The organism is Acinetobacter sp. NCu2D-2 (genome assembly GCF_001647675.1).
Lineage (GTDB): Bacteria > Pseudomonadota > Gammaproteobacteria > Pseudomonadales > Moraxellaceae > Acinetobacter.
In genome coordinates, this window is record NZ_CP015594.1 from 1,866,120 (window position 1) to 1,881,799 (window position 15,680).

Annotated in this window: 12 protein-coding genes and 2 tRNA genes; 4 read left to right on the top strand and 10 right to left on the bottom strand. The window is 39.1% G+C overall.

Annotated elements, in window-relative coordinates:
* Nucleotides 1-29: 29 nt before the first annotated feature.
* From A3K93_RS08950 to A3K93_RS08975, 7 genes are all read right to left on the bottom strand, one after another.
* Complete coding sequence (locus tag A3K93_RS08950; RefSeq protein ID WP_067730868.1) at nt 30-923, bottom strand: LysR substrate-binding domain-containing protein; 894 nt, start codon at nt 921-923, stop codon at nt 30-32.
* A 202-nt stretch (nt 924-1,125) separates the two neighbouring features.
* Nucleotides 1,126-1,647: an acyl-CoA thioesterase gene (locus A3K93_RS08955; RefSeq protein WP_067730870.1), complete on the bottom strand. Its 522-nt coding sequence runs from the start codon at nt 1,645-1,647 to the stop codon at nt 1,126-1,128.
* Nucleotides 1,648-1,929: 282 nt separating this feature from the next.
* A complete protein-coding gene (locus A3K93_RS14970; RefSeq protein WP_171255064.1) occupies nt 1,930-2,103 on the bottom strand; it encodes a hypothetical protein in 174 nt (57 codons plus the stop codon).
* Nucleotides 2,104-2,393: 290 nt separating this feature from the next.
* Complete coding sequence (locus A3K93_RS08960) at nt 2,394-3,386, bottom strand: patatin-like phospholipase family protein (RefSeq protein ID WP_067730872.1); 993 nt, start codon at nt 3,384-3,386, stop codon at nt 2,394-2,396.
* Between the two features lie 134 nt (nt 3,387-3,520).
* On the bottom strand, nt 3,521-4,996 hold the full coding sequence (locus A3K93_RS08965; protein WP_067730874.1) for an alanine/glycine:cation symporter family protein: 1,476 nt from the start codon (nt 4,994-4,996) through the stop codon (nt 3,521-3,523).
* Nucleotides 4,997-5,045: 49 nt separating this feature from the next.
* Nucleotides 5,046-6,284 (bottom strand): sodium/glutamate symporter, encoded by a 1,239-nt coding sequence (gene gltS / locus A3K93_RS08970; protein WP_067730876.1) that lies wholly within the window; start codon nt 6,282-6,284, stop codon nt 5,046-5,048.
* Nucleotides 6,285-7,054: 770 nt separating this feature from the next.
* Nucleotides 7,055-8,254, bottom strand: a complete 1,200-nt coding sequence (locus A3K93_RS08975; RefSeq protein ID WP_067730878.1) for a multidrug effflux MFS transporter — start codon at nt 8,252-8,254, stop codon at nt 7,055-7,057.
* Nucleotides 8,255-8,400: 146 nt separating this feature from the next.
* Here A3K93_RS08975 and yccS point away from each other — a divergent pair, with 146 nt between their 5' ends.
* The 4 genes from yccS (at nt 8,401) to A3K93_RS08995 (ending at nt 14,879) form a co-directional block, all read left to right on the top strand.
* Nucleotides 8,401-10,575 carry a YccS family putative transporter gene (gene yccS, locus A3K93_RS08980; protein ID WP_067730880.1) on the top strand — a complete coding sequence of 725 codons (2,175 nt, stop codon included), beginning with the start codon at nt 8,401-8,403 and terminating at the stop codon, nt 10,573-10,575.
* Between the two features lie 84 nt (nt 10,576-10,659).
* The gene (locus tag A3K93_RS08985) at nt 10,660-11,220 is read left to right on the top strand and encodes a YcxB family protein (protein WP_067730882.1); all 561 of its coding nucleotides are present in this window, start codon (nt 10,660-10,662) and stop codon (nt 11,218-11,220) included.
* A gap of 158 nt (nt 11,221-11,378) precedes the next feature.
* A complete protein-coding gene (locus tag A3K93_RS08990) occupies nt 11,379-14,009 on the top strand; it encodes a PepSY domain-containing protein (protein ID WP_067730884.1) in 2,631 nt (876 codons plus the stop codon).
* An 87-nt stretch (nt 14,010-14,096) separates the two neighbouring features.
* Nucleotides 14,097-14,879, top strand: coding sequence for a YdcF family protein (locus A3K93_RS08995; RefSeq protein WP_067730885.1), 783 nt, complete (start codon nt 14,097-14,099; stop codon nt 14,877-14,879).
* A 13-nt stretch (nt 14,880-14,892) separates the two neighbouring features.
* Here the strand turns inward: A3K93_RS08995 and A3K93_RS09000 are convergent, their stop codons facing one another.
* The 3 genes from A3K93_RS09000 to A3K93_RS09010 form a co-directional block, all read right to left on the bottom strand.
* Nucleotides 14,893-15,357, bottom strand: a complete 465-nt coding sequence (locus A3K93_RS09000; RefSeq protein ID WP_067730887.1) for a DUF2750 domain-containing protein — start codon at nt 15,355-15,357, stop codon at nt 14,893-14,895.
* A 73-nt stretch (nt 15,358-15,430) separates the two neighbouring features.
* A tRNA-Val gene (locus tag A3K93_RS09005) sits at nt 15,431-15,506 on the bottom strand.
* An 86-nt stretch (nt 15,507-15,592) separates the two neighbouring features.
* Nucleotides 15,593-15,669, bottom strand: a tRNA-Asp gene (locus tag A3K93_RS09010).
* Nucleotides 15,670-15,680: the final 11 nt, after the last annotated feature.

Here is a 15,680-nt window from a genome sequence, read left to right on the forward strand (position 1 = left end):
ACGGCGTGGTTTTTTTATGGGACTTTAAATCAGAATAAATCGATACTGAATTTATCTTTTAAAACTTTAAAAATCAGCTCAATCACATGATGATGAGACTGCTTACGGCAGCTGGCGTACAAACCAATCATCGGTAAAGGCTCAACGGTTTTTTTCATCACCACATTTTCACCAAGCAATGGAATCACATAAGCTGGTACTAAGCTCCAGCCTACCCCCATGCCCACCAAATTCACATTGAGTAGAATATTAGTTGAATGCTGAACCACATTAACATTCAGCTTTGATTTTTCAAAAAAAGCATTCACAATTTTGTGAAGTTCAGGCGAAGCCTTTTCATCACTCATAATAAAATCTTGGTGATGTAGTTCATTTAGACTGACCGTTGGTGAATCCGCGATTGGTGATTTTTTGGGAACAATCAATGTAAGCGGTTCATCAAATACACGTATGGCATCAAAAACGTCACTGTCCATAGAATAACGCGTAAACGCGATATCAATCTCACCATTTTTTAAAGCTTCAAATTGTTCGACGTCTGTCATGCTATAGAACTGAATTTTGAGTTCCGGAAACTGAGCACGAATACTTGGCATGATATATGGAAATACTTTCATTTCCGCGACAGGAACAAAACCAATATTCAGGTGTTCTTTTTGTAATTGCGCAATATGTCGTGCCGACTGAATCGCCCGCTCTGCGTGTTCTAGACTTAATAAAGCTTCTTTTAAAAATGCATGTCCTGCCTCTGTCAAAGCTACTCGTCGATTGGTCCGTTCAATCAACTGTACGCCAACTTCACGTTCCAAATCCTTCATTTGTTGGCTTAATGAAGGTTGCACTGTGTTCAGCTTTTCTGCAGCACGAGTGAAATTCAATTCGTTTGCAATCGTGGTGAAGTAGCGTAAATGTCTTAATTCCATAGTTAAACTTTTTACTGGGAAATTTTAATCCCTTATCTTCGCTGCATGATTCAGTCCGATATGGCTTACTTAAGTCTCAAACTGAAAAATAGAGCCTTGCTCAAATGTAATAAACAGACTAAACATTGCTACGAGTCAAGTAGCTTGTTCAGACCATGGTCTAAAAAAAAGATCCTCGAAAGGATCTTTTTCAGTTTTCCGCTTATGCGTGGCGAGATTTTTTATAAATGCTGCAAGATGGATGATGATTTTCTTGTAAACGAGCAATTTTACGATGTTCTGCTGCTTCAAAACGGCAACGTTTCCAATCATTATCTAAATTGAGCGGTGGAATTTGCTTAGGTTTACCTTGGTCATCTACTGCAACCATAGTGAAGTAACAACTGTTCGTATGGCGAACTGTACGTTTTTGAATATTTTGAGCTTCTACACGAATCCCAATTTCCATCGAAGTACGACCAACATGGTTCACAGACGCAAGGAATGTCACCAATTCACCCACATGAATAGGTTCTTTGAAGTTCACTTTATCAACCGATAAAGTCACTACATAACTGCCTGAATAGCGGCTTGCACATGCATAAGCAACCTGATCCAGCAATTTCAAAATGGTACCACCATGCACATTTCCCGAAAAGTTAGCCATGTCGGGAGTCATGAGAACAGTCATTGTTAATTCGGACTGTTCGTCAGTCGCTGGTGCAATTTGATCTAAAGGAGCCATCGCTTTCTCTGAACTCTTTGAATGCTAATGATATGTGTGATTATTATATCGTTTTTATGACGATTAAAATGTTCATTTTGGCAATTTACCCATCACAATTATTTATAAAAAAATATATTTCATACAAATATTCGCATATAGGTCACATCTAAATGTATGAGTCATAAATAGATTTAAGACCGAGATTGAAGGATTAAGACCATATTTGCAGGTCACTCATCTTACAAAATATCAACATGTTAATTTACATTGAAGACACGATCATAAACCTCGAAAGTCCATTTACTCAATGAGTTGTAGCATCTCTTGAGCAACATTTTGGTAGGTGAGAATTTGTTCTTCACTGAGCTTTGTTTGTACGGTAAACGATCCGTCATTATGTTGCGCAGTGACTGTAAAAATATAGTCCGTGAACTGAGCCAGTCTGACTTGGCAACCGATGTAAATGTTTTGCATAATGGGTCAAGCCATAATAAATATACATTTCATTCTGTCAGCTTTTTCTCTTTTTTCAACCACTTGATAAACTTAAGTCTATGAAAAAACTTATTTTATATATTTAAATGAACAATAATGTATTTAATATTTATTAATATAATATATTTTTCAAAGATTTAGCATGAGCAAGATTTTACTTTAAGGTGAGAAAACTTCCTATAAAGAGCTTTCTATACTTAATTAATCGTTTTAAACGCTAAAGACCTATCCATTCATTTTGAATGATAAGCCAATAAATCTCAGCAAATTTATTGCTTCAACAATTTAGAAATCTGTAAGCCTTGAGCATAATCATGCATCTCAAAGACCTGTTCAATATTTTTTAATTTTGCCAATGCAGCATCTGCACCCGCTTGCATGGTCATTTCCCGACCTTTGACATCAAATATATGTCCTTTTTCACGTAAATCTGGCTGAATCACTACATCGGCGTGCTGCAGTTCCTGTGCAGCCAAACGATTTTGCATGATATTAATATTTTGATTAAACAAGCCCCATACATTCGTGGTTTCCGTATGTTCAGGCTGCGCGAGAATATCCACTGCAATCACAATATCCGCCCCTAATTCACGTGCAATATCCACAGGTACGGGACTCACTAAGCCACCATCTACATATTCTTTATCTTCAATTTTTGTAGGAATAAACATACTCGGAATTGAAACAGAAGCACGTACGGCCTGTCCTGTATCTCCATAGTTAAAGACGACTTTTTTGCCTTCTTTTAGCTCTGTCGCGACCACAAACATCGGGATTTTCATATCTTGTAATGGTGTATGATCGACTTGAGTATTTACATAATCTTCGACTTTCTTCCCATCAAAAAAGCCTTTCATATCGAGTTTAATTTCACGCACATCATTTGCTTTCATACTAAATGCAATGTTGCGTAATTCAATCGCAGGTTTACCACTGGCATAGATTGAACCAACAATACTGCCTGCACTCGTACCAACAATAAAATCAGGATGTATGCCTGCTTGTTCCAATATTTCGATCACACCAATATGTGCGTAACCACGTGCACCACCACTACCAAGCACTAAAGCCACCACTGGACGATTTTCAGTTTCTTTAATCTTTTGGAACTGGATTTGATTCGGACGTGCTTGAGCTTCCACTCGACTAGAAATTTGCGAGGTCAAGGTTTGCTGCGGCTGTGTCACACCTGTCGGTACAGTTTGACATCCTACAATGAGGCTTGTTGACAATACCATTGAGCTGAACAGCAATTTCTGCATAAACCTTTGATCCCTATGATTTAAATGAATTAATAAATAGCGGCATATTTAGATGCAAGGCTATTATAACCTTGGATTGTTTATAAATAATGGAGAAAACACCTACATTGTTACAACCAATTTTTTACTGTGGCTTACCAAATATCCGAATCGACTTTATCTTTAAACTTCGGATGATTATCCAGTTTAAACACAGGCTCTTTAATGCCTTGTTTAAGCTGCTGCGTATAATCTTTGGTGAGCATCATAATAAACGGGAACAATAAAAGAATCGCCACAAGGTTGATACTTGCCATCACACCCATGAACAAATCTGCCATGTTCCAAATCAGAGGTACACTCGCAACCGAACCGAAGTACACCATGATTAACACCAATATACGGAAGATCGTCATCATACGTGGATTATTATTAATGAACTGGACGTTCCCTTCAGCATAGGCATAGTTACCAATAATTGATGAATAGGCAAACAAGAATAGAATGATCGCCAAGAAGTCATCACCCCATGAACCAATCTGCGATTCAAGCGCCATTTGAGTCAAGGTTACGCCCTCAAAGCCAGCATTTTCATAAATACCTGAGACCAAAATAATAATGGCAGTACATGAACACACTACAAAGGTATCCACAAATACACCCAGCATTTGTACCAAACCTTGGTTTACAGGATGTTTTACATCGGAAGCTGCTGCTGCATTCGGTGCTGACCCCATACCCGCTTCGTTAGAGAACAAACCGCGTTTAATCCCCATCATCATCGCCATAGAGATCATACTACCAAAGAAGCCACCAGCTGCAGCATCAAAAGTAAATGCTTTAGTGACAATGAGCTGGAAGATTGACGGGAGGACATCAATATTGACGACCGCAATGTACAGTGCAACGGCAAGGTAAAGCACGGCCATAAACGGTACAAAACGTTCTGCAACTTTTGCAATACGCTTAATGCCACCAAAGATAATTAAACCTGTAATAATGACAAGGAATAGACCAATCCAAGAGATTTCAAGATTGAGACCTCCTAAGCCAAGTATCACATTCGCTTGATCCCAACCCCATGCATGTGAAGTGGCATCTGAAATTGCATTGGCTTGAACGGCATTAAACACAAAACCGTAAGTTAAAACCAAAGCCACAGCAAATAATGCCGCGAGCCATTTTTGTTTTAATCCTTGGGTAATATAATACGCAGGACCACCACGGAACTGTTTATTTTGTACATCACGTACTTTAAATAACTGCGCCAGTGATGATTCTACAAATGCCGAGCTCATCCCTAAGAATGCAGTAAACCACATCCAAAACACAGCACCGGGTCCACCAACGGCTATCGCAAGCGCAACACCGGCAACGTTACCGACACCTACACGACTTGCTAAACCTGTAACAAATGCTTGGAACGGTGTAATGCCGTGATGATCTTGAACTTGGGTGCGACTGCCCTTCATCACTTTAATACTGTGAAAGAACAAACGAACTTGAACTGCCCCAGTCATTACCGTGTAAAACACACCGACCGCAACTAAAAACACAACCAAAAAGTCCCATAAGGGACCATTGGCAGCATTGACCCAAGATAGGAGCGTTTCACTGATTTGGTCGTTCATCTCATTTTGCTCCTGAGTCAAATTTCCGACTTGTATTAAGCTGCATTAATTATGCAAAAAACTTAAGAATCATTTGAATAACTGTGGCATTAATTAAATCCACAAAGAATGCACCACAAAGCGGTACAATCAAAAATGCTTTATGCGAAGGCCCGTACATGTTGGTAATCGCCTGCATGTTCGCAACCGCTGTTGGCGTTGCGCCCATACCAAAACCACAGTGACCTGCTGCCAATACTGCCGCATCATAGTTTTTGCCCATAACACGGAATGTCACAAATGCTGCATATAAACCCATAGTGATGGTTTGTGCACCGAGAATCACCATTAACGGACCTGCAAGATCTGCCAATTGCCATAATTTGAGCGATAACAATGCCATCGCAAGGTATAACGATAATGAAGCATTACCAAAGACATCAATCGCACGATCAAAAATTTGGATTTTGAAAATACCTTCGAGGATATTTCGAATAATCACACCACCAGCGAGTGCCCAAACGAATGTTGGTAATTCAAACATGGTGCCTTTGCTAAAGCCTGTCATAAATTCAGCAAATGCCAAACAAGCTGCAAATAGACCTAATGTTGTAATCGCATTGTCTGCAGTGATTAAACGAACACGATGTGGATATTCAAATGGCACATATTCAGTTGAATTGATATCTACAGGTGCATTATCACGTGTTTCAATCTGTTTACCTGAACGTGGCGTTGCAAGCTGATGACGATTAATCAACATTTTTGCAAGTGGACCACCAATAATGCCGCCAATGATCAAGCCAAAGGTCGCACTCGCCATACCCAAAGCTAAAGCACCTTGAATACCGTGTTCAACTTCAAAGATTTCACCCCAGGCACCAGCAGTACCATGACCACCGGTCAATGTAATTGAACCTGCGATTAGACCAATCAAAGGATCAATCCCTAAAAGCGATGCGAGTGTCATACCAACACCGTTTTGCACCACAATAAATACTGAAATCGCGATTAGGAAGATCACAAGACCAATACCGCCTTCACGCAACTTGGCAAAGTTTGCACTTAAACCAATGGATGCAAAGAAGATCAACATAAAGCTGGTTTGTAGTTCACTACTGGTCGTAATGCTATAACCCCAAATGTTATGCACAACGAGGGAGAGAATTGCTGCAACCAAGCCCCCTGCAACAGGTTCTGGAATGTTGTAACGTTTTAAAAAATCAATCTTGTTTACCAAGAATCGACCTAGCAGTAAAACGATGACTGCAGCAATCAAGGTATAAAATGCGTTAAAAGTAAAATCCATAATTATTTGCCCAAGATGATTTTGGACTTTCGCTATTCTAAAAATATGTGATTAGCACATGACTGGATCGAACACGATCTTTAGAAAAACAAAACAATCCAACATCTAATTCAAATTCGTCAAAATCATGCAAATGATGATATTCAACCCAACGATGATCTGTTTCTAATTCATTTATACACGATTTAGAAAACAGATATCGACTCAGCAACAGGCTCTGCACGGCGAAACTGGACAAAGCATATTCATAAGACACCTTTATCTAGATCCACGGACGTAAATGTTAGTATTCTTATGAAAAGTCGAACATTATGCTGTCTTTAAATGAATTTATTCATTGTTTTTTCTTAACAATAAAATATTAATTCATAATATAAAGTTATAAATAAGCTATTATTTTGGTTATATATCCCTCAAAGCTTCCCTTATATGCATCATAAATAACGCATTTTTCAACCGAATTCCTTTCAGATTCAGTCAAATTATTTAGGAAATTTGTATTTCGATTAGCTTAAGTGATCTTTATTCTTGAATTAATTATTCATAAATTTATGATTTCATTATATTTTTATATAAAAATGATTATTTCACCATTTTTATTCATCACCGTGTACACTTCATTTTAAAACGCTTCCAATGACTTCATATCTAAAGTACATGACTTAAAATTTTGTTTTCACAAGATTTATTGATCCGGATGTCGCTATGCTTTCAAATGTTTAAAAAGCACTCAATACTTTCAACTTTCTCATTAAATTCTTTAATTCAACTTAAATTTGCGTGGCTTTAAGCCGATAAATGGTGGTTGAAGCAACCCCAACAAATAAGCACATCACGATTGCCATATTGGATAGCGCATTCCATAGCATAAAGTTCAATAACAACCCGCCCAATAAACCACAGCCGAATTGAACACTCCCCATGACAGCACTAGCTGTTCCTGCACGTGCCCCCTGTTTAGCCATAGCCAATGCCATTGCATTAGGTCCTGTAAAGCCAATCGCTGCAACTACAACAAACATCGCGATCAAAACAGGAATAACGGATTTAATATCCATAACGCCCAAAATAAATAAACTAATCACGCCAATGAGTTGCAGTGTTGTCCCAATTTTTAAACGTTGGAAAACATTCAAACGTGTGGCTAAACGTTTATTCAAAGTGGAAAGCAGCATAATCCCTAAGGCATTAAATCCAAAGGTATAAGCAAATTGTTGCTGATTTAAATGATAATGATCCATCAAGATGGCTGAAGAGGCACTAATATAACAAAACAGGACTGCACTAGAAAAGCTGCCCGCCATCATCGGTTTACGGAAACTTTTATCTTGTAAAATTGCACTATATAAACTAAATACTTGCTTAAAGCTGAGTTGAAGACGGCGCTCGGGAATCAAAGTTTCTTTAAAGAAAAAATGCACGCAAATCAGATTAATCAGCCCACACAGCATCAGCACTACAAAAATCACATGCCAATTAAAAAACATCAGCACCCACGCCCCTAAACTCGGTGCAATAATCGGCGCTAATGTTGTCACGATCATCATACTCGCAAAGGCTTGTGCAGACGCTTGCATATCAAGTCGATCACGGATTGCAGCACGTGCCACAACCACACCGACACATCCACCTAATGCTTGCAGTACGCGTGCGGCAATTAATTGCCATTCATTGTCAGCAAAGGCACAAAGTAACCCTGCGACCACATACAAGATCAGACCAAAATATAATGGCGGTTTACGTCCAATTCGATCACTTATAGGACCATAAATAAGTTGCCCTACGGCCAGCCCTAAGAAGTAAGCTGGCAGACTATTTGCAACCATTTGTGTGCTGACCCCGAAATCATTGGCGATTGCAGGCAAAGCGGACAAATACATATCGATTGATAAAGGACCTAATGCGGTCAAGGATGCCAATAAAATAATCCATGACATGGCATAAGGCTTTTCAACTCGAGTATTTGGCATATTTAATCATGTTTTTTTAGCGGTATTGTGAAGACAATTTTACACAGTGCGTAGTATGATTTGTAACTTAAATAACCCTTTAATTTGCTGAATTTTACCTAGGTTATTTAAATTTTTTCTAAAGCCCCTGAACGTAAGGACATATTTTGAAATCTTGGCTTTCCCATCTAAGACAAACCACCTACAACACCAGTTTGATGTACAACTTACGTATGGTGATTGCCTTCGCTGGTACTGCATTTATTCCCTATTTGCTTGATCAACAATTGATGACCATTCCATTAACTTTAGGGGTGGTTGCAGCCGGATTAAGCGATATTGATGACCGTTTCTCAGTACGCATTCTCAATCTGTTTTATACCTACATTGGCTTTTTTGTCACTGCCGTCACCGTCTTTGTTCTATTCCCCTACCCGATCTTATTTGCCATTACTTTAATTGCATCGTGTATTGCCCTGATTTTATTAGGTTCACTCGGTCGCCGTTATGCCACCATTTCCTATGGTTGTTTGGTTATTTCGGTTTATTCTATGCTGGGCGTACCACTATTTGATGAATGGTATACGCAAGCGGGCTTATTGGTGATTGGGGCAATGTGGTATGGCGTACTGTCGACCATCAGTTTCTTATTATTCCCTGCACGTAAAGCACAAGATAATCTTTCAAAATGCTATGCCTCTTTAGGCGATTTTCTCTATGCCAAATCAAATCTTTTTGATGTCGATATGACACCTAAAAGCTATCAACAAAGCATGATTGATTTGTCTTTGGAAAATGGCAAACTCATTGCCATCTTTAATGAGATGCGGACCATTTTATTGACGCGCTTAAAAGGTGACCGTGGACAAAAAGATACTCGTCGTAGTCTGCAATATTATTTTGTGGCACAAGATATTCACGAGCGTGCCGATTCAGCGCATATTGACTATCAAGTTTTAGCAAAGGTCTTTCAGCACAGTGATATTTTGTTCCGCTTTCAACGGGTTTTATCGATTCAAGCCAAAGCCTGTAAAGACTTGAGTGACAGTATTCAGCAACGTAAAACCTATCATCATAATAAACGCTTTAAGCATGCTTTCGAGAACCTAAGAAAGTCTTTAAACACCCTACGTGATGAACAAAAATATGACATGGTCTGGGTCAATGCATTATTTGCCCTGTACCAAAACTTAAAATCAATTGATGCTCAATTACGCAACGTGGAAACCGAGCGTCATATTAAGTTTGACCGAAGTAAAGATAAAGAAAACCAACTCAAAGATGATGATCTAAAAGGTTGGTCAGATATCGTTGTACGTTTTAAACAGCACCTGACTCCTGAATCTGTGTTATTCCGCCATGCTGTACGACTTTCTGTGGTTCAGCTTATTGGCTATATATTTGTACAATTAACCAATATCGAATACGGTTACTGGATTCTATTAACCGCTCTATTTGTCAGCCAACCGAACTTTAACGCGACAAAACGTCGTTTAAGATTACGTATTGTGGGGACACTAATCGGGATTATTCTTGGATTCTCCATCCTCTACTTTATTCCATCGGTCGAAGGGCAATTATTACTCTTGATCCTCAGCGGCGTATTGTTCTTTGAATTACGTAGTAAGCAATATGCGCAGGCTACCGCATTTATTACCATCTTGGCATTAATTAACTTTAACTTAGATGGTATGGGCTTTGAAGCTGCCCTCCCTCGTATGATTGACACTGTGATTGGCTGTGCGATTGCTTGGTTCGGTGTAAGCTTCATTTTCCCTGACTGGAAGTTCCGCCGCTTACCTCGCAGTATTAAACGTTCAATGCAAGCGCAATGCGATTACTTGGCTGAGGTGATTGAACAGTATAAATACGGCCGTAATAATGGTTTAAATTACCGAATTGTCCGTCGCGCTGCACATAATACTGATGCTGAAGTAGCTTCTCTCATCTCGACTTTAGCCACAGAACCCGATTTCGATCCAAATCAAAAATCATTGGCATTCGAGTTTTTGTGTTTGAATCATACCCTGCTCAGTTATATTGCCGCTCTAGGCGCACATCGTAATACGATTCAAAATCAACAGGTTCTCGATTTACTAGATCAATCCTTTGTCGCGATTCAAAGTGCACTCTTAGATGATCAAATGGTCGATTTAAGTGCTCAAACCACGATTCAGGATATTCGTCAAAATTTATCGCCAACCAATGATGAAGATCAAAAAGCTTTAATTGTGTTACAGCAACTGTCATTGATGTTTAACATCCTGAAACAGCTCAGCCAATTGAAGCAAAGTTTAAGTCATGAACGTGATGAACACGCTACTGAATTGGCCTCTTTATAATTTGGATGATTTTGAAACAATATCTTCACTGAATGGGCACAATTAATGCTAAACTTTTTACAGTTTTAAATCTGCTAACTGACTATGACCGCGAAAAATTTATACGCTTATACCCTACAGCCTGTGAACTACGAAATTTCTGAAGAAGAGCAACGTCACGCTCAACTGATGATTTGGCGTAGCACCAACAAAATTGGTATGAAAGCTTGGTTGATTATGGGTGCAGTAACTGTACTCTCAATCCTAGGCATTATTTTATTAAAGCACTATTCAACAATTTTCTGTTGGGTGGCTTTAGTGTGTGTGGTTTTATATTACCTGATCCGTACTTTCGGTCTTGAGTGGTATGTAAAACGTAAAATGAATGAATTCCCTGTTCAAGAAATTAAGGGTGTTCGTTTAGGGGTTCAACCACACGGTATCGTAATGCGCCAAAAAATGGGCATCCAAGAAGGTGTTGGTGCAATTGGCTGGAAAGATATTTACGAATGGTACAACAGCCCTGACTTTATGCTTTTAAACTTCAAAGTAAAAGGTCAACAAGGTGCATATATTCTGCCTAAACGCCTAGACAGCAAAAACTTCTCATTTGAAACAATTCGCAAGCATTTAAATGAAGAAGTGGGTGCACCAAAACAACTGTAATTCGTTTTCGTTTAAAAAACCTCCAGTTTCGACTTGGAGGTTTTTTTTTGGCTTAAATGCAAATGAGAATGAAAATTATTTGTAAAATTCATTACAGCTCATAAATGTTCCGTTATACTTCGCACATCTCTTGATATTTATTCGTTACATTCACGATTATGTTCAAAAAAACCTTCTTTCAAATCCACTGGTTCCTCGGTATCACTGCAGGTTTAATTCTGTCACTGATGGGTGTCACCGGTGCCATCTATTCTTACGAACAACAAATTCTAAAATGGATGAATCCAGACAGTTATGTCGTTGAAGTGCAAAATCAAAACAAGTTAAGCCCTGCCGAGCTTTATCAACACTTCACAAAACAAGATCCAGAAATCAAAATTAATAGTGTCACCATTGCAGCACTGCCTGAACAAGCCAGCACGGTAAATATTGCCAAAGAAGGTGAACGTCGTGGCTATAACATGCTGGTTAACCCCTACACTGCTGAAGTATTGCCTGAAATTAAAGGAAAAAAATTCTTCAAATTTGTCGAGCAACTGCATCGTAATTTAACAGTTGGTCCTGTCGGCAAGCAGATTACGGGTGCTTGTACCTTAATGCTGCTGTTCTTTGTGTTGTCAGGTTTGTATTTACGCTGGCCGAAACGTCACACCATTAAACAGTGGTTGATGCTTAAACCACAGTTAAAAGGTCGTAATTTCATTTGGGACCTGCATGCGGTTGTCGGCACTTGGGTGGCCATTTTCTATTTGATTATCGCAACGACAGGTTTAACTTGGTCGTATAGCTGGTGGAAAAATGGTTTATACGCTGTACTTGGTGTAGAGCCTCCGAAAGCCCAAATGCAGGGAGAAAAAGGCGGTAAAGGTGAAAAATCAGGTCCTGGCGATAAGTCTGGTCATTCTGAAAAATCGCATGATAAAGAACATGCGGGTGCTAAATCACATGATGGACAAAAAGGTCATGGTGAGGAAAAAGGACTGCCTGCCCAACAAATTGATTATGCTTTGAATCAATCATGGACTGCATTTAATCAAAAGTTTGCAACTCACTATTCGTCAGTCACTTTCAATATCCCTAAGAAACCTGACCATCAAATTGAACTCAGCTTTGTTGATGCCAAAATTCAACACGAACGCGCACGTAATAATGCAAAATTTGATTATCAAACTGCAGAATTCAAAGACGTAAAACTATACGAGGATAAAAAGCTCAATGAAAAAATCATGAGCAGCTTATTACCTGTGCATCGCGGTAGCTTCTTTGGTCCTGTTTACCAATTCTTTGCCATGCTTGCAGCACTTGCAATGCCACTGTTCTTTGTGACAGGTTGGTTATTGTATTTAAAACGTCGTAAGCAAAAGAAATTAACAGCTGCTGCACGTCAAAATAATGTGGCTGTGACCGTCGATCCAAATGCGAAACCTTGGCTAATTACATATGCTTCACAAACTGGTGTTTCTGAACAACTTGCTTGGCGCACAGCAACATCTCTTCAAGAAGCAAGACAACCCGTTACAGTAAAATCCGTACAGCATTTAACTGTTGATGATTTAAAGAAATTTGAACAAGTTCTATTTATTGCAAGTACCTATGGGACAGGTGAAGCACCTGATCTAGCATCAAGTTTTGCTAAAAAAGTATTAACAACTCAAGTCGATTTAAGCCATTTAAGCTATGCCGTACTTGCTTTGGGTTCTAAAGAATATCCAGACACGTTCTGTAGCTTCGGTCATCGTATTGATCAATGGTTAGCTCAAAATTCAGCTCAAGCGATGTTCAATACCATTGAAGTGGACAATGCGAATCCTGAACAGATTCAAGCTTGGAATACTGCTCTGACACAAGCAACACAGTTAGAGCTTAGCACCATGCATATTGATAAAACTTTTGATCAATGGACACTTACTAAACGCGAATTACTAAATGCCAATAGCTTAGGTGCGCCAGCATTTAATATTGAGTTTAAACTGCCTGAAGGTGCACATTGGCAAGCTGGTGATATTGCTGAAATTCAACCTGCAAATAGCCGTGAGCGAATCGAAGCATTCTTAGCGAAATATGAGCTGAATCCAGATACACAGGTTTTAGGTCAAAGCATTGAAAACTATGTATGGAATCGAGATCTTACGGTTGATGTGCCTAAAACTGCAATTTTAGATCAATGGCTTGAACAGTTCCCTGTTCTACCGACACGTGAATATTCAATTGCCAGCGTTCCTGCACAACAAGTTTTACGTTTAGTGGTACGCCAACAATCGGATGCTCAAGGTCAATTGGGACTCGGTTCAGGCTGGTTAACTGCGCATGCTGAGATTAATGCCGAAGTTGCTTTACGTATTCGCACCAATGAATCGTTCCATTTAATTGCAGATAATCGTCCAATTATTTGTATCGGTAATGGTACGGGCATAGCAGGCTTAATGAGTCTATTAAATGCACGTCATCGTTTAGAATATACTGACAATTGGCTGATCTTTGGTGAGCGCCAGCGTGAACATGATTTCTTCTATGAAGAAACATTACAAACGTGGCTGCAAATGGGCACCTTAAAACGTCTAGATCTTGCCTTCTCACGTGATCAGGCTGAAAAAGTCTATGTGCATCATAAACTGCAAGAAAATGCCGAAGAGTTAAAAACATGGATCAATCAAGGTGCTGTGATCTATGTTTGCGGTAGTATCAATGGTATGGCGAGTGATGTTGACCATGCTCTACGTCAAATTCTTGGCGAAGCACAGCTTGATCAGCTTCGTTTAGATGGACGTTATCGCCGTGATGTCTATTAATCCATAAAAATCAAAACCTAAAAACCGAGCCATCGTGCTCGGTTTTTTTATTTATAATGATTCTAGAAAAAGGTTCAAGGTTAAAAAATGCTTTATCATCTTAAAAGAATATTCAGTTTAGTAATTGGCTTTGTCTTAGTGACATACAGCCTATGGCTGATGAGTCTTGAAAAAATGCATTTCGGCATTTTCGTGACATTATTCTTCGGTGTTCTTCTGAGCCTTTATTCTATCTTTTTTAAGAAAATTCAGCTTTGGCACAATTCTTCTATTTTAAGAAAAAGAATATGGCAGATCCTTTGGACAGGTATTTGGCTATGGCTGTTTACAGTGGCTGTATTTTTTAGCTACATTCAGTTCAATGCCAAATTTCAAACTGATCAACAACCACCGCATGCAATTATTGTCTTAGGTGGCGGTGTTGAACGTGCTGAGCCCACTCCAAGCCTAAGAAAACGTTTAGATGCTGCTGCATATTATGCAAAAAATTATCCATCAACCCTTATGATTGTATCGGGTGGCTTAGTTTCAGGAGAAAGTTATAGTGAAGCATCTGTCATGCATCGATATTTATTACAGCAACATTCAAATCTAAAAAATAACATTGAGCAAGAAGATCGCAGTACCAGTACTGCATTAAATTTAAGTTATTCAAAAGACATTTTGAATGCAAATAGTATTTCGCTCGCGCAACCTATTGCCATTGTAACCAGCGACTTCCACTTATTACGTGCTCAAGCTATTGCAAAACATCAAGGTTACCAACAAATTAGCTCTGTCAGTGCAGATACCCCACTATATATTCGCTATCATTCATGGTTACGTGAATATTTTGCTTATATGAGTGGTTGGCTACTGAATGAATATTAATGGTTAAAGCGCATTAAGAATTCAGACGAATCTGGCGTGGCAGTGGTATGGCAGCATTTTTAAATAGCTCAGGTTTTTGAACATAAATCTGATAAAGATAATTTTTGATATCTAAGAGAAATTTTTCTGGTGCAACCAAGATATTCTGCCCTTCAGGCGTCAAGTCTAAAGACAATGTGGTGTTCTCTTGACGTAAAAAGGGAATCACTTTTTCCACAAAATCTTTTAAGGTAATTTCCTGAACTTCGTATTTTTCCCAGTTATCTTTTATCAGTAACTTTGCAAGCCCCTTACTTTGCCACGTTGCAAATGCTTTTTGGCCAGTAGGTGTTGCACAAAGTGCCCATCCATCTTGATATAAGGCATAAATACTGGCTTGAGCCACGATAGTTTCAATAAACGATTTGTAGACTTGGAGTGGATCGTAAGCGGAATTTTGAGTTTTAGACGCAGCCTTGCGTTGATATGGATTTCTCATGACCATGAAATCTTAAAATTATTATAGTGATTGGATTCTATGGAATATTGAGATTTTAAGCAAGAAGAGAATATGGTGGGCGCTGACGGGATCGAACCGCCGACATTCTGCTTGTAAGGCAGACGCTCTACCAACTGAGCTAAGCGCCCTGAGTAATAAAAACAACGCTGTTGTTTTTATGACGCAAGAAAGAAATCTTGCTTGAAACACATTTTTCATATCAGGGAATGAAAAATGGCGCAGCGGACGGGACTCGAACCCGCGACCCCCGGCGTGACAGGCCGGTATTCTAACCAACTGAACTACCGCTGCATCGCTGATAT